At 58.3% G+C, this 22,610-nt stretch carries 19 protein-coding genes; 7 read left to right on the forward strand and 12 right to left on the reverse strand.

Annotated elements, in window-relative coordinates; genetic code table 11:
- The 5 genes from VJ956_RS08160 to VJ956_RS08180 all read right to left on the reverse strand — a co-directional run.
- The coding region (locus VJ956_RS08160; protein ID WP_324083670.1) for an isopentenyl transferase family protein at positions 1–189 on the reverse strand (189 nt) is incomplete at its 3' end.
- 6 nt (positions 190–195) lie between these two features.
- Positions 196–2,073 (reverse strand): DNA mismatch repair endonuclease MutL, encoded by a 1,878-nt coding sequence (gene mutL, locus VJ956_RS08165; RefSeq protein WP_324083672.1) that lies wholly within the window; start codon positions 2,071–2,073, stop codon positions 196–198.
- A gap of 19 nt (positions 2,074–2,092) precedes the next feature.
- Positions 2,093–3,442 carry an N-acetylmuramoyl-L-alanine amidase gene (locus tag VJ956_RS08170; RefSeq protein ID WP_414674407.1) on the reverse strand — a complete coding sequence of 450 codons (1,350 nt, stop codon included), beginning with the start codon at positions 3,440–3,442 and terminating at the stop codon, positions 2,093–2,095.
- Positions 3,443–3,468: 26 nt separating this feature from the next.
- Entirely contained in the window at positions 3,469–3,984 is a 516-nt protein-coding gene (gene tsaE, locus VJ956_RS08175) for a tRNA (adenosine(37)-N6)-threonylcarbamoyltransferase complex ATPase subunit type 1 TsaE (protein WP_414674408.1), read from the reverse strand.
- Positions 3,985–5,571, reverse strand: coding sequence for an NAD(P)H-hydrate dehydratase (locus VJ956_RS08180; RefSeq protein WP_324083674.1), 1,587 nt, complete (start codon positions 5,569–5,571; stop codon positions 3,985–3,987).
- A gap of 164 nt (positions 5,572–5,735) precedes the next feature.
- On the opposite strand from VJ956_RS08180, the gene queG reads away from it, so the two are divergent.
- Positions 5,736–6,800 (forward strand): tRNA epoxyqueuosine(34) reductase QueG, encoded by a 1,065-nt coding sequence (queG, locus tag VJ956_RS08185; RefSeq protein WP_324083675.1) that lies wholly within the window; start codon positions 5,736–5,738, stop codon positions 6,798–6,800.
- A gap of 7 nt (positions 6,801–6,807) precedes the next feature.
- On the opposite strand, the gene orn is transcribed toward queG, so the two are convergent.
- Complete coding sequence (gene orn, locus VJ956_RS08190) at positions 6,808–7,350, reverse strand: oligoribonuclease (protein WP_324083677.1); 543 nt, start codon at positions 7,348–7,350, stop codon at positions 6,808–6,810.
- Between the two features lie 358 nt (positions 7,351–7,708).
- Between orn and rsgA the strand changes: the two genes are divergently transcribed.
- Entirely contained in the window at positions 7,709–8,761 is a 1,053-nt protein-coding gene (gene rsgA, locus VJ956_RS08195; RefSeq protein ID WP_324083679.1) for a small ribosomal subunit biogenesis GTPase RsgA, read from the forward strand.
- Between the two features lie 17 nt (positions 8,762–8,778).
- On the opposite strand, the gene motB is transcribed toward rsgA, so the two are convergent.
- Both motB and motA read right to left on the reverse strand, forming a co-directional pair.
- Positions 8,779–9,738: a flagellar motor protein MotB gene (motB, locus tag VJ956_RS08200; protein ID WP_324083681.1), complete on the reverse strand. Its 960-nt coding sequence runs from the start codon at positions 9,736–9,738 to the stop codon at positions 8,779–8,781.
- Positions 9,739–9,773: 35 nt separating this feature from the next.
- The gene (motA, locus tag VJ956_RS08205; protein WP_324083683.1) at positions 9,774–10,625 is read right to left on the reverse strand and encodes a flagellar motor stator protein MotA; all 852 of its coding nucleotides are present in this window, start codon (positions 10,623–10,625) and stop codon (positions 9,774–9,776) included.
- 184 nt (positions 10,626–10,809) lie between these two features.
- On the opposite strand from motA, the gene asd reads away from it, so the two are divergent.
- Positions 10,810–11,682: an archaetidylserine decarboxylase gene (gene asd, locus VJ956_RS08210; protein WP_324083685.1), complete on the forward strand. Its 873-nt coding sequence runs from the start codon at positions 10,810–10,812 to the stop codon at positions 11,680–11,682.
- 5 nt (positions 11,683–11,687) lie between these two features.
- On the opposite strand, the gene epmA is transcribed toward asd, so the two are convergent.
- Both epmA and efp read right to left on the reverse strand, forming a co-directional pair.
- Complete coding sequence (gene epmA, locus VJ956_RS08215; RefSeq protein ID WP_324083687.1) at positions 11,688–12,662, reverse strand: EF-P lysine aminoacylase EpmA; 975 nt, start codon at positions 12,660–12,662, stop codon at positions 11,688–11,690.
- 12 nt (positions 12,663–12,674) lie between these two features.
- Positions 12,675–13,247, reverse strand: coding sequence for an elongation factor P (gene efp, locus VJ956_RS08220; protein WP_324083689.1), 573 nt, complete (start codon positions 13,245–13,247; stop codon positions 12,675–12,677).
- A 45-nt stretch (positions 13,248–13,292) separates the two neighbouring features.
- Here efp and epmB point away from each other — a divergent pair, with 45 nt between their 5' ends.
- The 3 genes from epmB to VJ956_RS08235 all read left to right on the forward strand — a co-directional run bounded on the left by epmB (position 13,293) and on the right by VJ956_RS08235 (position 18,529).
- On the forward strand, positions 13,293–14,366 hold the full coding sequence (gene epmB / locus VJ956_RS08225; protein ID WP_324083691.1) for an EF-P beta-lysylation protein EpmB: 1,074 nt from the start codon (positions 13,293–13,295) through the stop codon (positions 14,364–14,366).
- A 135-nt stretch (positions 14,367–14,501) separates the two neighbouring features.
- Positions 14,502–16,322: a GTPase gene (locus VJ956_RS08230; protein ID WP_324083693.1), complete on the forward strand. Its 1,821-nt coding sequence runs from the start codon at positions 14,502–14,504 to the stop codon at positions 16,320–16,322.
- A gap of 119 nt (positions 16,323–16,441) precedes the next feature.
- Positions 16,442–18,529, forward strand: a complete 2,088-nt coding sequence (locus tag VJ956_RS08235; protein ID WP_324083694.1) for an EAL domain-containing response regulator — start codon at positions 16,442–16,444, stop codon at positions 18,527–18,529.
- Positions 18,530–18,532: 3 nt separating this feature from the next.
- On the opposite strand, the gene serB is transcribed toward VJ956_RS08235, so the two are convergent.
- Together serB and parC are read right to left on the reverse strand one after the other, a co-directional pair.
- Positions 18,533–19,747 carry a phosphoserine phosphatase SerB gene (gene serB, locus VJ956_RS08240; RefSeq protein WP_324083696.1) on the reverse strand — a complete coding sequence of 405 codons (1,215 nt, stop codon included), beginning with the start codon at positions 19,745–19,747 and terminating at the stop codon, positions 18,533–18,535.
- A complete protein-coding gene (gene parC, locus VJ956_RS08245; RefSeq protein WP_324083698.1) occupies positions 19,740–22,064 on the reverse strand; it encodes a DNA topoisomerase IV subunit A in 2,325 nt (774 codons plus the stop codon). Before parC ends, serB begins: the two co-directional genes overlap by 8 nt.
- Before the next feature lie 265 nt (positions 22,065–22,329).
- Here parC and VJ956_RS08250 point away from each other — a divergent pair, with 265 nt between their 5' ends.
- On the forward strand, positions 22,330–22,545 hold the full coding sequence (locus tag VJ956_RS08250; RefSeq protein WP_324083701.1) for a hypothetical protein: 216 nt from the start codon (positions 22,330–22,332) through the stop codon (positions 22,543–22,545).
- The last annotated feature ends 65 nt before the right edge of the window (positions 22,546–22,610 follow it).

The raw sequence follows: 22,610 nt of genomic DNA on the forward strand, positions 1-22,610 counted from the left end.
CCGGTGGGGCGCCGCCGCCAGCTCTTGCGGCGAGGGCTTGGCTGTGCCGATATCCATGCCCCGGTAAATCATTGCCGAATCCACGCTGATGATGTCACAGGGCAACCTGCGGCAGAGTTCAACCGCAAGATCGGTCTTGCCGGAGGCCGTTGGCCCCATCAGGAAAATCGCCGGAGGATAGCATGCCATAGACGCTCAGCGGCCTCTGAGAAACAGCTTGTCGAGCTCGGCCAGGGTCATTACCGTCCAGGTCGGACGGCCATGGTTACACTGGCCGCTACGCTCGGTGGCCTCCATATCCCTCAGCAGGGTATTCATTTCGGGAATGGTCAGTTGCCGGTTGGCTCTGACCGAGCCATGGCAGGCCATGGTGCCCAGCAGTTCGTGGGTCACCGCCTCGACCCGGTCACTCTCACCATTTTCAATCAGATCGGAGAGTACGTCCCGGACCAGTTGCTCGGTATCGGCCCCCCGCAACAGGGCAGGTACCTGCCTTACGGCCAGGGTTTCCGGGGCGATACGCTCTATTCCCAGACCAAGCTGGAGCAGCTCCTCGCCATGGGTTTCAGCCAGCCCAGCCTCTTTCTGGCTTACCGCCAGTGATACCGGCACCAGTAACGGCTGGCTTTTCAGGTCCTGGGCTTCCAGAGCGCGTTTCATGCGCTCGTAGGTGATGCGTTCGTGGGCGGCGTGCATATCCACCACAATCAGGCCCTGATGACTCTGGGCGAGAATGTAAATTCCGTGTAACTGGGCAATGGCATAGCCCAGGGGCGGATCGTCATTCTGATCGCCACCCGGAGTGACCGCTGGCGTAATGGCCATCGAGGACCGGTCAACGGCAGGCCCGTTACCAACTCCCCGCGACTCAACGCCGCCGCCCTGATTCAGGGACTGGTAAAACGCCATCTGGTCCCGGGCCTGCCACTCTGGCCGCGAAGGTCTCTGCCCCGCCGGAAATCCGCCCGGCTGCGAATCGGCCATCGGCATCTGAGCACCGGACACCTCGGCGTGAGCCGAGGGCTGACGGCCCTCCGACTGGGCCAGGGCTCCACGCAGGTGATCATCCGGGCGCACATCCGCCAGCGCCTTGTGCAGCGTGCGGAAAATAAAATCATGAACAAGTCGACCATCACGAAAGCGCACTTCGTGTTTGGTCGGATGCACGTTTACATCCACCGACGCCGGGTCGACCTCAAGGTACAGCACAAAGGCGGGATGACGGTTGTTATAGAGCACGTCCCGATAGGCCTGGCGCACAGCGTGGGCAACCAGGCGGTCGCGTATCACCCGGCCGTTGACGAAAAAATACTGCAGATCGGCCTGACTGCGGGAAAACGTTGGCAGCGCTACCCAGCCCCAGAGGCGCAGACCGGTAGCTTCGGCGTCGATGACGACTGCATTGTCGATAAATTGCTGGCCGCAGAGGGAACCGATCCGCCGCTCCCTGTCAATGGCAGTTTCTGCGGGCCGCAGACTCTGGACCACACGCTGGTTATGCCGCAGGGTAAAACCGGTGTCAAAACGGCTCAGGGCCTGACGCCGGACGCATTCCTCAAGGTGATTGAATTCGGTTTTTTCCGTACGCAGGAATTTACGGCGGGCGGGGGTGTTGAAAAACAGATCCCGGACTTCCACGGTGGTGCCAACAGGGTGCGCGGCCGGTGCAATGGTGGCGTCCATGTCGCGTCCCTCCACCTCGACCCTGGCGGCCGCTTCCTGTTCTTCAGTGCGCGACGTCAGCGCCAGCCGCGATACCGAGGAAATACTGGCCAGGGCTTCGCCGCGGAATCCCAGAGAGGCAACGGCTTCCAGATCCTCCAGGTCAGCAATCTTGCTGGTGGCATGGCGACTGAGAGCCAGAGCCAGATCTGCTTCGGCGATACCGCCGCCGTCGTCCCGCACCCGGATCAGTTTGACGCCGCCCTGCTCGATTTCGATATCGACCCGGCCGGCGCCCGCATCAATCGCATTTTCAATCAGTTCTTTTGCGACCGAGGCCGGGCGTTCGACCACCTCGCCGGCAGCAATCTGGTTCGCCAGGCGTGGTGTCAGCAATCGGATGGCGGGCATTGACGGAACGACCTCGTTATCAGGAAGCGGGTATCTGCAGAGTCTGCCCCACCATAACACGGTCGTTGTTCAGTCCGTTATACTGCATCAGCTCGCTGACCGTAGTCTGCATACGCCGCGCCACGCCCGAAAGGGTGTCGCCACGCTGAACCCGGTACTGGCTGACCTGACTGTTTCCGTTGCGTTTGTGCCACGCCAGCAAGGTGCCCGGCGGTGGCGTTTTACGGAAATAATCCTGGATACCCCGGAAAACGGCTTGCGAAAGCTTGCGCTGATAGGCAGAACTGGACAGGTTTCTTTCCTCCCGCGGGTTGGAAATAAAGCCGGCCTCTACCAGAATCGAGGGGATGTCCGGCGATTTCAGAACCGCAAACGAGGCCTGCTCAACGCCCTTCTTGTGGAGTTTCGCCACGTCACCCAACTGATCAAGAATCGTACTGCCAACCCCCAGACTTGAATTGATACTGGCGGTCATCGACAGGTCGAGAAGCACCCCCGCGAGCATGTCGTCGCGACCATCCAGGGAGACTCCACCGGCTCCGCCGATCAGATCCGACCGGTTTTCCGATTTTGCCAGCCAACGGGCGGTTTCGCTGGTGGCACCGCGCTGGGACAGGGCAAACACGGAGGCGCCGCTGGGCTGGGGCGTGCGGAACGCATCGGCGTGAACCGACACGAACAGATCGGCGTTGTGCTTGCGGGCCAGAATGGTGCGGCTACGCAGATCGATATAGTAATCACCGGTTCTGGTCAGCCTGGCGGTGTAGCCCGGCTCTTTTTCAATCAGATCGGCCAGGGTCCGGGCCATGCTGAGCACAACATCCTTTTCACGGGTTCCCCGGGGCCCGATGGCGCCAGGATCTTCGCCCCCGTGACCGGCATCGATCACAACGACCACGTCCCGCTTGCCGTCATTGCTGTGCTGGGTAACGGTCGGCTGGGCCTCCCGACGGGCTTTACCGGCATCCTCCTGAATCAGATCGACCACCAGCCGGTGACCATATTTGTGGTTTGGTTCCAGCTGGAAACTTCTGGGCTTGATGTCGCTATGCAGATCCAGCACGACCCGCAGATCATTGCCGTTTCTGGGGGCGCTGCGAATACGCCGGATCGGACTGCCACTCAGATCCAGGGAGTCGAAATCGGCTTTCAGGCGGCTGTTCTTGAGGTCGATCACCAGCCGCGAGGGCCCGGAAAGCGAAAACACATTGTGCTCGATGGTCTCACCCACATCGAGTACCAGCCGGGTATGATCCGGGGCAGGCCAGATTCTGACGCCATCAACGCTTACCCCTGCGCTTAGCGGCAACGCCAGCAGCATCAGCACCAGGAAGCCGGATAGGCGGTGCAGACTGAGTCCGGTATTCATGCTATTCACCTGCATAGAAGGCAACCTTATTTGATCCCTGCTTGTTCATCCCCGAGGCCTGAAGCCCGCAGGCTATCCAGATATTCTTTCCCCGCCCGTGTCCGCGATCGCAACCTCGCCATGCGCCCTTCACCAGCCGGCTCCAGTTCCACCTGCAAATCCGGCATCGGCAGGACGCCTTCGCCGCGCTCTGCCCATTCGATCAGGCAGAGGCTGGAATCACCGAAATAGTCCCGTATACCCAGATACTCAAGCTCTTCGGGGTCCGCCAGCCGGTAAAGATCAAAGTGATATACCATAGGCTCCAGGTGTTCGTACGGCTCGACAATCGTGTAAGTCGGGCTCTTGACCGCGCCAACATGACCCATACCCCGCATCACTCCGCGGCTCATCGTGGTCTTACCCATACCCAGATCGCCGTGGAGAAACACCGTGGCACCCTTACCGGTGCTCTTCACCGCCCGGGCCAGAGCACGCCCGAGAGCCTCGGTACCGGCTTCATCCGCCAGCAACACGGCCGCCTCGCCAGTGGCGTCAATCACCTACACCTCCGCCTGACGGATACCCGCCGTTACCAGCGCATCATTCTCTGCCTGTGACAGTAATGCCGGTAATCCATCAATGACGTCACTGGGCAGTAAGCCCATATAACCCTTTGCTTGCGACGCAACCCCCGCGGCCGCCAGATGCACAGACGCCCCCATTTCCGCCACCAGCTTCGCGCTGGCCAACTGCCCCCACAGACCGCCGATAATGCCTGAGAGCACATCCCCCATGCCGCCAGTGGCCATTCCGGGATTGCCACCACTGATAATGACCGGAGTATCCTGAGCGCTGGCAATGACGGTGCCTGCGCCCTTGAGCAGAATGACGCCGCCGTATAGTTCCTGCAGTTGCGTGGCCGCGGCCAGCCGGTCTGCCTCGACGTCCGGCACTGGACAGCCGAGCAGTCTTGCTGCCTCTCCTGGATGCGGCGTCAGGATCTGATCATCAGCACCCTGATTCCCGACACTCTGCGCTGCACGCTTCGACAGCAGATTCAGGGCATCAGCATCCAGTAGTCTGGGTTTTCCGCTGGCAACCACCTGTTGCAGCATTTGCTGCCCCCAGGCGTCCTGGCCGATACCCGGGCCACATACGATGACGGTGGCAGCTTCCAGCAGAGCCTGCAGTTCAGACCCGTGATTCACACCGCGAACCATTACCGACGGGCACCGTGCCAGAGCTGCGCCCACATACTCGGGGCGCGTCGCCAGTGAAACCAGCCCGGCACCGGTCCTTGCCGCAGCTTCTGCGGCCAGTATGCCGGCGCCTCCGAAACCATGCTCGCCGGCTACTATCAGAACGTGGCCAAACCGGCCCTTGTGAGCGTTGGCAGGCCTGCGGGGCAGCGACGACTGCAGGGCAGCCCAGTCCAGCCGACGGGCAACCGGCGCCTCACCACTTTCCGAGACCCACTCGTCGGTATCCAGTGACTCGAAAACCAGACGGCCACAGCATTCCGGTCCGTAGCCGGTAAACAACCCGGCCTTGAGCGCAATAAAGGTGACTGTCATATCTGCCCGGACAGCCACACCCGATACCGTGCCCCGGTTCGAATCGAGGCCGGAGGGCACATCAACCGCCAGCACCGGGGCAGATGCCTGATTACACCGCTCAATGATCCCGGCAAATGGCTCTCTCGGCGCACCGGTCGCGCCCGTTCCCAGCATGGCATCGACAATCAGGTCGATCTGATCGAACGGCAGATGCCCGGCAGCATCCGGACCTTCCGGGAGTGGCTGAACATCCACCCCATCATCAATCGCTTTCTGCCAGGCCTTGCGGGCGTCGCCTTTCAGTTTTTCCGTGGGCGCAACCGCAATACACCTGACATCGATGCCATGGCGCCTGGCATTGGCCGCAACAAGATAGCCATCACCGCCATTGTTACCGGCTCCACAGAGCACCAGTATCGCGGAGGGCTGCGGCCAGGTCCCTATCAGTCGCCGGAACGCACTGGCAGCCGCGGCCTGCATCAGGGCAAAACCATCAACACCCTGTTGATCAATAACATATCGATCAATTGCCCTCACCGCATCGGCGCAATAGAGGTCTTCTGGTAGACTGTCATTGTTGATCAGGGGCATTGAAAAGAGCTCCTGCTAAAGAATCCGGATTAAGAAAATTGGCCAGCTTCCTGTAAAGCATAGCAAAATACAAAAAAAGGTCATAACTTAATCAGGGTTTTTAGATTTTTTTCATTTTCCCGGCCAGCACATCAGGAGGGACAGCCGTTGCCAGTGGCACTGCAATGACCGAAACCACGGATCAGAATCTCACGCAATTGCCTGAAATGATTCGCGAATGGGCAAGCGAACTGGGCTTCAGCGATGTTGGCATCACCTACCCCGACACCGGTGCCCACGCTGACCGCCTGCAGCAATGGCTGGACGACGGGTTCCACGGCGAAATGGGTTACATGGCAGACCACGGGGACAAACGCTACACCCCCAGGTCTCTTGTTGAAGGCACCCGCAGGGTGATCTCTGTCCGGCTGGATTATCTGCCGGCGCCAGACAGCCCGGCGCAAGTACTTACCAACCCGGAGAAAGCCTACGTAACGCGTTACGCGGTAGGACGCGACTACCACAAACTGATGCGCAAACGTCTGGCCAGGCTGGCAAAGAAAATTGATCAGGCGGTATCAGGGTATGAATACCGGGCATTCGTCGATAGCGCGCCGGTATTGGAGCGTGCGCTGGCGCAACGGGCGGGGCTGGGCTGGATCGGCAAGAACAATATGGTGATCCATCCCAGGGCCGGCTCGTTTTTCTTTCTGGGCGAAATCTACACCAGCGCCCCGCTGCCGGTAGATCCGCCGTTCGAGACGGACCACTGCGGCTCCTGCGCTGCCTGCCTGGAGATCTGCCCGACCGATGCCTTCGAGGGGCCCCACCGCCTGGATGCCCGCAAATGCATCAGTTATCTGACCATCGAACTGGGCGGCAGCATTCCGGTGGAATTGCGGGCAAAAATGGGCAACCGGGTTTTCGGCTGCGATGACTGCCAACTGGTGTGCCCGTGGAACAAGTTCAGCAGACCCACCGCTGAAACAGACTTTCAGCCCCGCCACGGCCTGGACAATGCCGAACTGGCCAACCTTTTCCTGTGGACGGAAGCAGAATTCCTGAAACGCACAGAAGGCTCCGCGATTCGCCGCACCGGCTACCAGGGCTGGCTTCGCAACCTGGCAGTGGGCCTGGGCAATGCCCCGTCAACCATCCCCGTAATCGAGGCCCTCAAACAGCGTAAAGACCACCCGTCGGAGCTGGTGCGGGAACACGTTCAATGGGCTTTGCACCGGCACGGTCTATAGAGTGCCATCACAATCTGAAGAAATGCTCGCGGTAGTGGCGCAGTTCATCGATGGAGTCACGGATATCGTCCAGCGCCAGGTGGCTGCCCTTCTTCTTCACGCCGGCGAGCACCTCCGGCCGCCAGCGCCGCGCCAGCTCTTTTATGGTGCTGACATCCAGATTGCGGTAATGGAAAAACGCCTCGAGTTCCGGCATGTACTTCACCAGAAACCGGCGATCCTGGCCGATGCTGTTACCGCACAGAGGTGACTGCCCCGGTTCCAGGTAGCGCTGCAGAAATTCCAGTGTCCGCTGCTCCGCATCGATCTCGCTTACCCTGCTGTCCCGGACCCGCGCAGTCAGCCCGCTCTCGCCATGGGTACGGGTACACCACTCGTCCATATTGGCAAGCAGGTTGTCCGACTGATGAACCGCAATTACCGGCCCCTCTTCAATAGTGTTCAGCTCGGAATCGGTAACAATCGTTGCAATTTCGATAATCCGCTCTTTCTCCGGGTCCAGCCCGGTCATTTCCAGGTCAATCCAGACCAGATAATTGGTTTCAGGCATTCACTTTCCTCCGCTGTTGAGCTCTTGGTAAGGGCAATGGCGGGGGATAGCTTTTCAGGAGACGCTGCAAGTACATCCATGTAAGCTTGGCTTGAGCCATCCATGGCTCAAGACACTCCTGAAAAGCTATCCCCCGCCATTGCCCCCCGCAAATTCTGCTCATTGTGAACGAATGACGTATGATGTGACACTGCCATAACACCTACTAGACCAGATGAAAGTAGGCGGACACGTCCATTCAGGACCGTATGCAGCAGGGATGCTGCATCCGAGACTACATGGATGTATTCACGGCGTGTCCTGAATGGACGTGTCCGCCTACTTTCCTACTCATTGGTAACAGGTAACCACTGATTCCATGGCCAAACGTCGACTCAACAAGCAGCAGCAATGGCGGATTTCCAAAGTCCAGCAGGAGCGCACCGCCCGTGCTGCCCGCAAAGAAAAGGCCATAGACCAGCAGATCGAAGCCGGCGACCTGGGCCCGGAGCAGGAAGGGCTGATCATCGCCCACTATGGCCAGCAACTGGACATTGAAGCGCTTGAGGGTGCAGATACCGGCAAGATTCTCCGATGTTTCGTTCGTGCCAACATCGACAGCCTGGTGACCGGTGACAGGGTCATCTGGCGTATGAGCGGCAACGACACCGGCGTGATTGTAGCGCGGTGCGAGCGCAGCTCACTGCTGCAGCGTCCCGATAACTTTGGTGCAGTGAAACCGGTAGCCGCCAATATCGACCACATCATCCTGGTCATCGCGCCCGAGCCGGAGCCTCACGACAACCTGATTGACCGCTATCTGGTCGCTGCTGAAAATACCGGCATTCCAGCCATTCTGCTGCTGAACAAGGCGGATCTGGTCACTGACAGCAACAGCGAGTCCATCAATACCCTGCTGGATCGTTACCGGGCACTGGGCTACCGGGTTGAACAGACATCCGCTCAGAGCGGGGGTGGCAAAGCTGCGGGCGTTGAAAGCCTGATTGCGGGCCAGACCTGCGTGTTCGTGGGTCAGTCGGGGGTGGGGAAGTCGTCAATCATCCAGACGCTGCTGCCGGATGAGGCCATCCGGGTCGGCGCGGTCTCTGAAAGCACGGGCAAAGGCGTTCACACCACCACCACCGCCAGGCTGTTTCACCTGACCTGCGGCGGCAACCTTATCGATTCGCCGGGCATCCGGGAATTCGGTCTGTGGCACATGTCGCCAGCGGAAATCGAGTACGGATTCCGGGAAATCCGGGATCTGATCGGGCACTGCAAGTTCCGCAACTGCCGCCATCTGGGTGATCCCGGCTGCGCCATTCAGGCAGCCGTTGATGACGGCAGTGTCAGCCCTGCCCGGCTCAGAAGTTTTCACCGCATTCTTCAGGACATGGCAGAACAGCAGGCCCGGGGGCTCAAGTCAGACTGAACCGGTGCGGCCGCCGCTTACCAGTTCAGATCGCCCTCCGGCGCCGGTTCCCGATCCCGAGCCCAGTCACCCTGTTCGAGCGAGTCCATTGCTTTCTGCTGGTCCTCTTCGGAGGGCGCCGTCAGGTCAATCAATGGCTCGTCCGCCAGACCGGCACTGCTCTGAATATCATCCGCCGCCTTTTTATTCATCACGATGATGGAAATTCTCCGGTTTACCGGTGCCTGGGGATCGTCCTTATTGAACAGCACCGAGTCACTCAGCCCGACAACGCGACCAATCTGCCTGCCATCAACACCACCCGCCACCAGCGCCCGGCGGGCCGTGTTGGCGCGATCGGCTGATAACTCCCAGTTGGTATAGCCGGGCCGGCCACTGAAAGGGGTGGAATCCGTGTGTCCGGTAATGCTGAGCTTGTTACGGACCGTTGACAGGGTTTTGGCCAGCTCAAAAAGGATATCCTGGGAGTAATACTTCAACTCCGCACGCCCACTGTCGAACATGGGTCGCCGGGACCGGTCGACAATCTGGATACGCAGCCCTTCGCTGGTTATATCGATAAGCAGTTGGTCCTTGAATTCCTGAAGGGTCTCACTCTCTTCAATGCGTTCCTGCAGATCCTGGAACAGCTGCTCCATTTTCTGCCGCTCCAGGGTTTCCGCCATCTCCTCAACAATCTTGGCTTCGATCTGGATATCACTTTCCGCCACGTTCTCGCTGGACTCGTCAACCACGGACGCACTGCCTCCGAGGTCGACCGGATTTCTTGAACCACCCTCGGTGTAACCCACCGGATCCTTGAAATAGCCCTGGACCGCCTGTTTCTGCTCCGGCGATGCGGTCGCAGTGAGCCAGAGCACCAGGAAGAATGCCATCATGGCGGTGGCAAAATCGGCGAATGCCACTTTCCAGGAGCCACCATGATGTCCGGCAGCAACCACTTTTTTCCGTTTTATGATGATGGGCTGGTTTTCCAATGCACTACTCCTGGCTACCCTGACTGACTACAGGGCTATTTTGCCCGCACATGATCATTCAGCTCCTGGAAACCCGGCCGTTTATCCGAAGGCAGCGCCTTGCGACCGAATTCAATCGCCATCTGGGGAGCCTGGCCCGCAACCGTTGCCACAAGTGCCGATTTCACACATTCATAGGCCTTGATCTCATATTTGGCAGAGTGTTCCATCGATATCGAAAGCGGCCCCACGAACCCATACCCCATCCAGATGCCCAAAAACGTGCCCACCAGCGCAGCGGCGACGCTCAGACCGATTTTTTCCGGCCCCTCGGTCAGGAAATTCATGGTGATAACGATACCGAGTACCGCCGCTACAATGCCCAGGCCAGGCAATGCATCGGCAATCTTGTTGACGGCGTGGGCAGGCTCCTCAATTTCATGATGGCGGCTGTCTATCTCGTTTTCCATCATGCCTTCCAGCTCATGGGTTGCCATATTCCCGGCGCTGATGATGCGCAGATAATCGGTAATGAAAGCCAACAGGTACCTGGACTTCATGATTGCCGGGTAGCGGCTGAAAATCTGGCTGGACGCAGGGTCATCAATATCTTCCTCGATCGCCATAACGCCCTGCTTTCTCGACTTGTCAAATATCTCATAAAGCAGACTGAGCAGATCCATGTAGTATTTCTTGTTGTAGGGTGACCCCATCAACTGGGCAGCGATGGCCTTTCCCGTTGCCGAAATGGTATGCACCGAGTTGGCAATGATGAATGAGCCCACTGCAGCACCGCCGATTATCAGCACTTCTGTTGGTTGCCAAAGTACCGCGAGGTTGCCCCCGTGCAGAACGTAGCCCCCCAGAACACTTGCAATAACAATGACGGCACCAATGATAAAAAGCATAGTATGAGAACGTACCCTGTTTAGTGGCTATTCTGGACAACGCGGCAGTGTGGTATATCCCATGCCCGGCGTGCGGTTGATGATAGCAAGCGCAGCCGGGATGCGCTAAGGCGTAAAAGCATTTATACGCTGGCCCCGGCATTTGTTAGACTCCGCAACTCCGCAATGCAGAGGATCGAAATTCATGCTCAACAAGCTGTTTGTACTAAGCCAATACCTGACACCGCAGCTGACGGTTTCTCGCCTTGCCGGCCGGCTTGCCGACATGGACAGCTCCCCTGCGATGAAAAACCGTGTTGTACACTGGTTTATCGAACGTTACGGCGTCGACATGAGCGAAGCACTGGAGCCGGATCCCGACGCCTACCCGAGCTTTAACGCTTTCTTCACCCGGGAACTCAAACCCGGGTTGCGCCCGGTTGACACCCGCGAATCCGTTCTGGTCAGCCCGGTTGACGGCATCATAAGCCAGCTCGGAAGCGTCACCGATGACCGTGTTTTCCAGGCCAAGGGCCAGTCTTTCAGCCTGACCGAGCTACTGGGTGGCGATCACCAGCGTGCATCGGCATTCGCCAACGGCGAATTTGCAACCATCTATCTTGCTCCGAAAGACTACCACCGGATTCATATGCCGATGGCTGGCACCCTCAGGGAGATGACCTACGTACCAGGTAAACTGTTTTCGGTTAATCCCACCACGGCCGAACAGGTGCCCAACCTGTTCGCCCGTAATGAACGGGTAGCCTGCGTTTTCGATACCGAAGCGGGGCCACTGGCCATGGTTCTGGTGGGGGCAATGATCGTCGGCAGCGTGGAAACCATCTGGTCCGGCGTGGTTGCTCCTGACAGTGGCGACGTGAGCACCTCGACCTACAGCCACCTTGGCAGCCCCATACGGTTTGCAAAAGGCGAGGAAATGGGGCGGTTCCGGCTGGGTTCTACGGTCATACTTGTGATGCCGGACGGTACGGTGGCCTGGAACGATGACCGGAAATCAGGGCAAACCGTCAGGCTGGGGGAAGCCCTGGGGTCACTTGCCGGAACGGTTAAAAGCTGAACAATTCAGGCCCGCTCGCCGGGAAACGCCAACACACCGGCAATATCCTTCAGCCCCAGTTTCAGCATCAACAGCCGGTCCAGCCCCAGGGCTACACCGGCGCAATCCGGCACCCCCGCTTCCATCGCTGCCAGCAGGGACTCATCCACGGGCATTGGCGGTCGGCCTGCCCTGCGGCGCGCCAGGTTATCCGCATCAAAGCGTCGCCTCTGCTCGGCTGCATCCGTCAACTCCCAGTAGCCGTTGCAGAGTTCAAGACCATCAATGTAGAGCTCAAACCTGTGGGCCTTACGGACACCGTCGACTTCGGAAACTCTGGCCAGTGCCGCCTGAGATTCCGGATAGCCGGTAACAAACACCGGGCCGAGGTTTGCCAGTTCCGGTTCGACACAGCAACTCATCAGCAGATCCAGGCACTCATCCCGCTGCAGTTCTGCTACCTGAGCGGACGCCATCCAGCGCCGGCAAAGCTGTCGTAATACCCCGCTATCACTGGTAAAGGGATCAATGCCGGTAAAGCTCAGGAAAGCTTCACGGTATCCGAGAGTAACCGGCCGCGGGCACTCCAGCCAGCCGCATACCAGGTCCGCCACTTCCGCCATAAGAGCGACATCGTCGAAGTCCCGTCGATACCATTCAAGCAGGGAGAACTCGGGGTTATGCCGGGAGCCCCGTTCGCCGTTGCGGAATACTCTGGCAACCTGATAGATATCCCCCGCCCCGGCGGCCAGCAGCCGCTTCATCGGGTACTCTGGTGAAGTCTGTAGCCAGAGGTTCCGCTGGCCGCCTGCGGCAGAAGTCGGCGCGACGGGCAGACTGTCGATGTTCAGATCAGTCACGCTGTACCGGCCCAGAACCGGGGTCTCCACCTCCAGTACCCGCCTGCGCGCGAAAAAGTCGCGCACCCAGGCCAACTGCTGTGCCCGGCTTTCCAGGGCAGCCAGCGACGCCGTTGGCTGCCAGCCTGCTGATTCGGACATGACCGGGAAAACTCAGCTCTTGACGCGGCTCACATATTCACCCGAGCGGGTATCCACTTTCAAAACCTCGCCGATCGTAATGAACAGAGGCACGTTAACCACCGCACCGGTGGACAGGGTCGCCGGCTTGGTACCGCCCTGCGCAGTATCGCCTTTCATCCCCGGATCCGTATCGACCACTTCCAGTTCAACGAAATTCGCAGGCGTAACCGTCAATGGCGAGCCATTGTACAGGGTGACCGTGTAGACATCCTGCTCCTTGAGCCATTTGAGCACATCGCTGACCGCTTTTTCATCGGCGGGATACTGCTCGAACGAGCCGTCGGTTTTCATGAAGTGCCAGAATTCACCGTCGGTGTAGAGATACTCCATCTCCACATCCATCACGTCAGCCGCTTCCAGGGTTTCGCCGGACTTGAAGGTGCGCTCCCACTGCCGGTTGGTCATCAGGTTACGCAGTTTTACGCGGTTGAATGCCTGCCCCTTCCCGGGCTTGACGAATTCATTGTCGAGAATGATGCACGGGTCACCATCCAGCAAAACCTTGAGACCGCTGCGAAATTCATTGGTAGAATGTGAAGCCATGAAATTATCACCTGAAACGATGCAGTTAGAAATTTGGAGTTCGCTATGATACAGCGAACCGCCACGCTTATAGAAGCCCGGTCCATCGATACCGCTGATAGCGCCAGCGGAGGCAACGGGGGAACAGACGGGCAGAGCTGGCAACAACTGCTCTCAGACTCGATAACGTCGCCCGAGGCCCTTCTGCGGAGACTGGACCTGGCACCGGGACCCTGGCGCAAGGGCGCCGATCTGGGCCACCGGCTTTTTGCCATCCGCGTTCCCGAACCCTACGCCGCTCGAATGGCGCGGGGCAATCCCCAGGATCCACTGTTACGCCAGGTTCTGCCGACCTCCGATGAGGGGTTACTGCTGCCCGGCTATGCCACTGACCCGCTGGAAGAAAACAGTGCGGTGGCGACCACCGGGCTGATCCGCAAGTACCAGAGCCGCGCCCTGCTGATGGTGACGGGACAATGCGCCATCAATTGCCGTTACTGTTTTCGTCGCCACTTTCCTTACGACGAGCACCGCCTGACGCCCCGGGACCGGACCCGGATTCTGGAATTTCTGGCCAGCGACCAGACCATCAACGAAGTCATTCTGAGTGGCGGTGACCCGCTGGTGGCCAGCGACCGCCTGCTGTCGTTCTGGGTAGACTCTGTCAGCAGGATTCCACACATCCGCAGGTTGCGGATCCACAGCCGCCTGCCCGTTGTCATACCCCAGCGGGTCACTGCCGGTTTACTCGAAATGCTTGCAGCCAGTCGCCTGCAGTGCGTGATGGTATTGCATATCAACCACCCGAATGAGCTTGACGACCAGGTCCGGGAGGCGTTGGGAAAGCTCAGGGATGCCGGCGTCACACTGCTGAACCAATCGGTGATCCTGCGGGGTGTGAACGACCACGCCGACACCCTGGTCAGCCTGAGTGAACGACTGTTTGAATGTCATGTGCTGCCTTACTACCTGCACGCCTTTGACCCGGTCGCAGGAGCCCATCACTTTGCTGTCAGCGACCATCAGGCACGTGTTATCGTTCGCGAGCTTCTGGCAAAACTGCCCGGATTTCTGGTGCCACGGCTGGTAAGGGAAATACCGGACAAACCGGGAAAGACACCGATTGATCTTTTTGCGTGATGCGCTTGGCATCCTGAATAAACTTGCCACTTGCAGGATATTGTCAACTCTTTGATTGTTCGCTTTTTTGCCTTGCTCTTGCTATTTTGTATACATCTAATATATCACCAGAAAATACCGGATTGGCGTGATTAAATGGAAGGCAGGTCCCTGAAACCAGATCTTGGCGTACCCGAGCAGAAAACAGCGAGCCTGTCTTTTTGTGAAACAACGCCGAGAGCGTTCAGGGGATGGGTCAACCAGCTACCTATGGCCAACACGGGGGAGGCATCCCGCCTGCTCTATCACGCAATTATCGAACTCAATGAACTGTTTGCAAACCATACCCAGAGGTTCCAGTATCTCGAGTTGATCCGCCCCCGGATTCAGGTGGTCTGTGATGAGCTGTCGCGGCACTATCTCGGACTGTCTATCGCCCTGCCGGAAAAACAGCGCAAAATCGCCAACCTGTCCCAGGCCCTGCAGCTCCACACAGCAAGCGGCTACAAACTCTGCGTAATGCAGTGTCTGGATAACGGCGGTACAGCAAAGAACAAAAAAGCCATCGCGACAGCCATACACCGGGCCATATCCGAGCTTGCGGGAACTATTCTGCGCTCTTACCAGCTTTATTGTCCGAGCCCCGAGCAAAGCTGGCTGGAATGTCACCGGATGTTCAGGTTTGCACTCAGCAATAAGCTTCACGCGCTGTTGGTGGAAGATGAGATCCTCAACAGACGTCGCGCCAGCACCATTGAAGATGCCTATAAACGTATTCTGTTGCTTGCCTGTTCCCGCCCCAACCAGTTGCGTCAATCCGAACTGAAACAGGTTTACGGGCTGTCTGAAACCTGGACGGACCTTGTTGAGTGCGGCCCCGAAGCGGAAGCTGACAGCCTGTTCGTTATTAACCTCGAACAGGACAGTCCACCTGTTTATCGCAGCCTCCTGGACCAGTCGCCAGGCGATGACAGCCTCGGGTTCGAGACCCGCAATCTTTCGGCTGAAATTGCCGAGGTCCTTGATGCCAGGACCAGATCAAAAGACCCGGGGTCCCGCCCTCAGCTCCAACTGCCACCCTCGGTCAGCAATACCCTGCTCATGCACCTCAGCGAGGCCCTGGGAATTCTGGCAAAGCGTAATTTCAACCGCACTTCCAGCCAGGGCAACCTCGAGATCTGCGTCGGGCTGACCGCAACCCACTATTACGTTGCCGGCGAGAAGACGTTCAATCAGTTTGTCATTGGCAATGATGCGCTTGCGTCCGGACAGGATAAAGACGACAACCGTTTTGTGCGCCAGTCCCGCCAGCGGGAGGATGCCTGGGCCGGGGCCCATGATGCGGGACCGAGCGAAGAACGCATCCAGTCAGCGGATACGCCGATCAATTTCCGGAACGGCGCGGGCACAAACCCGGACGGTGTGGCAGAGCGCAACAAGCCAAGGTCTCACTATGCAATGCTGATCAACACCAGTCCCGGTGGCTACTGTGTCAACTGGAAGACCGACGTTCCGCCCTCGCTGCAAACCGGTGAGGTACTGGCTGTGCGGGAACATTCCAACGAGCCCTGGAGTATCGCGGTGATCAGATGGATCCGCCAGATAAAGAATCAGGGCACCAAGGTCGGCATAGGTCTGCTGGCGCCCAGCGCGGCCCCCTGTGGCGTTCGCCTGATTCAGAAAACAGGTAACAGCAGTGAGTACCTGCGTGGTCTGCTGCTGCCGCAAAATGATGTGGTTAACCAGGCGGCAACGCTGATCACGCCCCGGCTGCCTTTTCAGTCAAACAGCCGTATTTCGATGCTCTATGCTGGCCGTAAAGAAGACGGAACACTTGCCCGGAGAGTGAGCGCCACAGGCAGCATCAGCCAGTTCGAACTGAAACTTCGGAGCTCCGGTACCTTACCAGCTCACAGCCCGCCCTCCGGGCCGGGTACCAGTGAAGACGAATTCGATTCCCTCTGGCCTTCCCTGTAACGAATCCGGAGCCAGGAACGATGCTGCCGGGGCCCGCTTCAAGGGTTGTTATTCACAGGTAAGCACTGCATCATTCAGCCTTGATTACAAGCCAATGAGTACTGCGAGACCCCTGACGAATGCAGAAAAAAAACACCACGGTACACCTGCTGATTCTCGACCCTTCGCAAAACGATGCGGAGTCTCTGGTCAGCCTGCTGAGAAATTCCGGCAAAGCCACCCGCGCGCACCGAATCACCTCGGAAGAAGATCTCGAAGAAACCCTGAAGTCGGGCCAGTGGGATCTCCTTCTGGCACGGGATGATACCGACCAGGAGTTCGGGCCGGATGGCGCCCTGGCGATGATCCGTCGCATGGACAAGGATATTCCGTTTGTTTTGATGACCAGCGAGTTCAGTCGTGAGCGGGCCGTTGCCATCATGAAAGCCGGCGGTCAGGACACTGTTCCGTTCGAGCACACTGACCAGCTGGTTCTGGTGGTCAACCGCGAACTGGCAGCCCTGGAAGACCGCCGCCGCCGCCGTGCACTTGAGTCCCATCTGCGGGAATCAGAACAGCGTTGTCAGTTGCTGCTGGAAAGCTCCAAAGACGCCATTGCGTACATCAACGACGGCATGCACGTATATGCGAACCAGTCCTACATGGAATTTCTGGGCTACGATGATATTGATGACCTGATCTGCATTCCGGTTCTGGACACGCTGACTTCCGAAAGCGCAAGCAAATACAAAGAATTCATGAAAGCGTTCAGCGCTGAAAGCGAGAACAACCGGATGCTGACGTGCGTCGCCCGCCGTAGCGACGATCAGGAACTGAATGTCAATATGACCGTGTCCGCGGCCACTTACGATGGCGAATTATGCACTCAGATTGTGCTCCAGCCCGAACATAATGACGGCGAACTGGAGGAAAAACTCCGCAGAATCAGCAGCCAGGACCTTCTGACCGGCCTGTTCAACCGCCAATATCTGATGGACGCCCTGGCAAAGACCATCGCCCTCGCCGGAAAAGACAACCAGACCGGCGCGCTGGCCTATATATCGATCGACCGATTCATGGCCATGAAGAGCCAGGTCGGCATTGCCGGTTCGGACCTGGTACTTGGAGACCTGGCCAGGCTGCTCAGCGAGCAGATCCCGAAAGACTATACCCTGGCGCGGCTCAGTGATGATGCCTTCTGTCTGCTCAGCCATCCGTGCGAAGAAAAGGCCATGGCCAGGGTCTGCGAGGATATCTGCAAAAACATCGAGGATCACCTGTTCGAGATAAACGGGCGCACAGTGCAGATCACCGTCAGCATCGGCGTCGCCGCGATTACCGAAAACTCTCCCAAGGCAGCAGACCTGATGGGCCGCGCCCATACAGCATCCTCGGAACTCAAGAAAAAAGAAGGCCATGAAAGCGGAAACGGGGTCATGGTCTATAACCCTGCAGACTACGAGGCCATGGATTCAGACAATTCTGCAGATGCCATTCAGCAAGCACTGGATGATAACCGGTTCCGCCTGCTGTTCCAGCCCATTATTAACCTTCGGGGCGAGGGCGAGGAACACTACGAAGCGTTTGTCCGCATGATCAATAACGACAATGAGGAGGTCTCGCCCTATGACTTCCTGCCACCCCTTGGCCCGTCTGACATGGCCATGAAGATTGATCGCTGGGTGATTCTGCAGACTATCAAACAGCTGGCCAGCCACCGCTCACATGGCCACGATAGCCGTCTCTTTCTCAACATTACGGCCCAGACGCTTGATGACAAGACCTTTACACCCTGGTTGAGTGTCGCCCTCAAGGCGGCCCGGCTGCCCGGCGACTCGCTGATCTTCCAGATCCGGGAGGGCGACGCCAACAACTTTATGAAGCAGGCCAGAGAGTTTGCCAAAGCGGTTCACCAACTGCACAGCAAGGTGTCCATTTCACAGTTTGGCTGCGCGCTCAATCCGTTCAATACCCTGAAGCATATCGACGTTGACTATGTGAAAATCGACGGTTCATTTACCGAAGAAATCCAGAAGTCCAATGAAGCCAAGGCGGAGGTGACCGAGATGGTCAAGAGCCTGCAGAGTGCAGGCAAGCTGACCATTGTGCCGCTGGTGGAAAACGCCGGCGTTCTGGCTACCCTGTGGCAGGCAGGCGTCAACTACATTCAGGGTTACTACCTGCAGGCGCCGGTGCCGGAGATGAACTACGACTTTGGCGACCAGTAAGCCTCAGACCTGACGGCCGTCATTTTCCCGGAATCCGATCAGATACAGGATGGCATCGAGGCCCAGGGTGGATATGGCGTGGCGGGCCGACTCTTTGACCAGGGGTTTGGCGCGGAACGCCACACCCAGCCCGGCCTGACTCAGCATGGGCAGGTCGTTTGCCCCGTCCCCCACGGCAATCACCTGCTCGCGGGAAATGTGCTCACGCTCAGCGATTTCCAGCAGCAGCTGGGCCTTACGGTTGCCATCCACAATCTGGCCCGCAACCCGACCGGTGACCTTGCCATTCTCGATTTCCAGCTCGTTGGCGTAGACGTAATCAATGCCGAGCCTGCGCTGCAGGTGGCGGGCAAAATAGGTAAAGCCACCGGAAACGATGGCCGTTCGGTACCCCAGTGACTTCAGGCTACGGATCAGATGTTCGGCGCCCTCGGTCAGGTTCAGGCGCATGGCAATACCTTCCAGCACCGATTCGTCCAGCCCCCTTAGCAGGGCCAGGCGCTCGGCAAAGCTCTGACTGAAGTCCAGTTCGCCCTGCATGGCCCTTTCAGTGATCGCTGCCACCTGCTCACCAACGCCGGCTTCCAGCGCCAGCTGATCAATCACTTCGGCATCAATCAGGGTGGAGTCCATATCAAAAACCACCAGGCGCCGGTTACGCCGGAAAATGGAATCTTCCTGGAACGCGATGTCTACGTTCATTTCCCCGGCAATATGGAGGAAATCGGCCCTGAGCTGCTCCGGATCAGGGGGCGTTCCCCGCACGGAAAACTCCACGCAGGCCAGACGGTTATCCGCCTGATTCAGCGAGGGTCGCGCCGACAGGCGGGTAATATTGTCAATATTCAGTCCATGCCGGGCGGTAATGGCAGAGACCCGGGCGATCTGCTCTGCCTTGATGTCCCGGGACAGCAGGGTCACGATATAACAGGCACGGTTGCGGCCTTCCGCCCACTGCTGGTATTCCTCCATGGTGATCGGTGCAAAGCGTACCTGAAGGTCCAGCGCATGCAGCCGGAACAGCAGATCCCGGATCACCGGCGAGGACTTGGATTCGTCAGGAATCTCGATCAGGATCCCCCAGGTCAGGTGGTCGTGAATCACCGCCTGGCCGATATCCAGAATCCGCACATGATACTGACCCATGATACCGGTAATCTCCGACGTCAGGCCTGGCTTGTCGCGCCCGGAAACGTTAATCAGTACCAGCTCACTCATTGTCGGGCTGCTCCTTTTCAGACGGCTCGCCTTCAGACTGGGCAAGCGCCGCGGCGCTGCTGGCCGAGTGGATCACCTTGATGCCATCGACACGCTGCAGCCCCCGGGGCAGCTTGTGTCCACGCCGGCCACGCTCGCCAGAGTAATGCTCAAGGTCGCTGAACTGAAGCCCCATCTTGCGCTTGCCTGCCCATATCTCGATCTGGTCGTCTTCTGCAAAGATCGCAACAGCCACGACAAATTCTTCACGGTTCTGAACCCGGGCCGACGGGATGCTGATGATCTTGTTGCCCTTGCCCTTCGCCAGCTCCGGCAGTTCACTGAGCGGGAATACCAGCATGCGGCCCTCATTGGAAATGGCACCGAGGTAAAGCGTTGCGGTGACTTTCGGTACGGTGACCGGCGGCATGATGTGCGCGCCTTTCGGCACTGATACAACGGCCTTGCCGTTTCTGTTCTTGCTGATCATTTCGCCCAGCGACGTCACAAAACCGTAGCCGCCGTCGGTGACCAGCAGAACCTTCCGCGCCGGATCTCCCATCAACAGACCCGAGAAAGTCGCGCCGGACGGCGGATTAATGTGGCCGCTCAGCGGTTCGCCCTGGCCCCGTGCGGAGGGCAGCGAGTGCGCCGCCACAGAGTAGGCACGGCCAGTGGAATCAATAAACACCGCCTGCTGGTTATTGCGCCCTTTGGCGGCCATGGAAAATCTGTCACCGGCTTTATAGCTCAGGGCTTCCGGCTGAATATCATGGCCCTTGGCGGCCCTGACCCAGCCTTTGTCAGAGAGCACCACCGTAACCGGATCATTGGACACCAGCTCGGTTTCACTGAAGGCCTTCGCTTCTCCGCGCTCAACGATCGGTGAGCGGCGAGCATCACCGTAGGTCTCGGCATCCTCGATCAATTCGGATTTGATCAGTTCCCGGAGCCGGTCCTCAGACCCGAGGATCGACTGCAATTCGTCGCGCTCGGCGCTGAGCTCGTCCTGTTCGCCGCGGATTTTCATCTCCTCGAGTCTGGCCAGGTGGCGCAGCTTCAGTTCAAGAATCGACTCCGCCTGATCTTCACTCAACCCGAATCTGGCAATCAGTTGCGCTTTGGGTTTGTCCTCGTACCGGATAATGGCGATGACTTCGTCGATGTTGAGATACGCAACCAGCAACCCTTCAAGGATGTGCAGCCGTGCCAGCACCTTGTCCAGCCGGTGCTGAAGACGACGGGTGACTGTTGCCCGGCGGAAGCTAAGCCACTCGGTCAGAATGGTCCGCAGTCCCTTGACGCCCGGGCGACCATCATTGCCAATCACATTGATATTCACCCGGTAGGTTTTTTCCAGGTCCGTGCTGGCAAAAAGGTGAGCCATCAGGCCCTGCTGATCCACCCGGCTGGAGCGCGGCACGATCACCAGGCGGGTGGGATTTTCATGGTCCGATTCGTCCCGCAAGTCTGCCACCATGGGTAACTTCTTGGTCTGCATCTGCTGGGCGATCTGCTCCAGAACACGATTGCCGGAAGTCTGATGCGGCAGGTCCGTGACCACAATTTCGCCACCTTCGTTGATCCAGCGGGCGCGCATACGCAGTGAGCCCCGGCCGGTTTCGTAAAGCTGACGGATATCCTTTCCCGGGGTAATAATTTCCGCTTCCGTCGGAAAATCCGGTCCTTTTACATGTTCGCAGAGCTCGGCCACGGTGGCATCCGGCTGATCCAGCAGACGCACGCAGGCGGCCGCAATTTCGCGAACGTTGTGGGGCGGTATATCCGTGGCCATGCCCACTGCAATGCCAGTGGTACCGTTAAGCAGAACATGGGGGAGCCGGGCCGGTAACACCGAAGGTTCATCCATGGTGCCGTCAAAATTGGGCACCCAGTCCACCGTGCCCTGGCCCAGTTCACGGAGCAACACGTCGGCGAAGCGAGCGAGCCGGGACTCGGTATAACGCATGGCGGCAAAGGATTTGGGATCGTCAGGCGCACCCCAGTTACCCTGCCCGTCAACCAGCGGATAGCGGTAGGAAAACGGCTGTGCCATGAGCACCATGGCTTCATAACAGGCGCTGTCGCCATGGGGATGGAACTTGCCGAGAACGTCACCGACAGTTCGGGCCGACTTCTTGTACTTGGACGTTGATTTCAGACCCAGCTCAGACATGGCGTAGACGATGCGGCGCTGCACCGGTTTCAGACCGTCGCCGATATTGGGCAGTGCCCTGTCGAGAATGACGTACATCGAATAATCAAGGTAGGCCTTTTCGGTGTAGTCTCTCAGAGAAACTCTCTCAAAGCCTTCCTCCGTGGTCTGGAATTCTGGCATGGATGCCCCTTTTGCCGGTCGGAAATAACCTGTGAGTATCGCTTGGACGGGCCTCATTATATGGAGCCTGACCCGGATACACCAACATCCCCTGACTATTCAAATAGCGGAATTCCCGGATAGAGCGCTGAACCTGCTCACCGTAATCTGCATTACAGAAGATTTACAAAGACTCTTTCACGCACTTAATGCCACCCACTCAAGGGCAAGCAGTAGGTCAACGAATTAACCAGACGGGACACTAGGCGCGTAACTGAGAGGACCTATGAAACAGAATGTCAAAGCCTGTGGTCAGGCCCTGTTAACTGCAACAATCAATGCTCTGCTTGCCCTGGCGCTGATGCTACTGATCGAGTTTGCCATCAGCGGGTCGTTCAAGCTGGCGGCTGCCTATCTGTGGGCGGTGTCGATTATCGGACTGGTCATTTTTTTTGCACAGTTCTGGCGCCAGCGTCATTTATGTCGCCAACACAGATGCTGACAGCGCGGAAATGAGTCAATAACTTAAAAAAACATTTTCCAAGGTGACATTAGCCCCCTCACTGC

Origin of the sequence: Marinobacter sp. (assembly GCF_035268745.1) — a bacterium.
Classification (GTDB): domain Bacteria; phylum Pseudomonadota; class Gammaproteobacteria; order Pseudomonadales; family Oleiphilaceae; genus Marinobacter.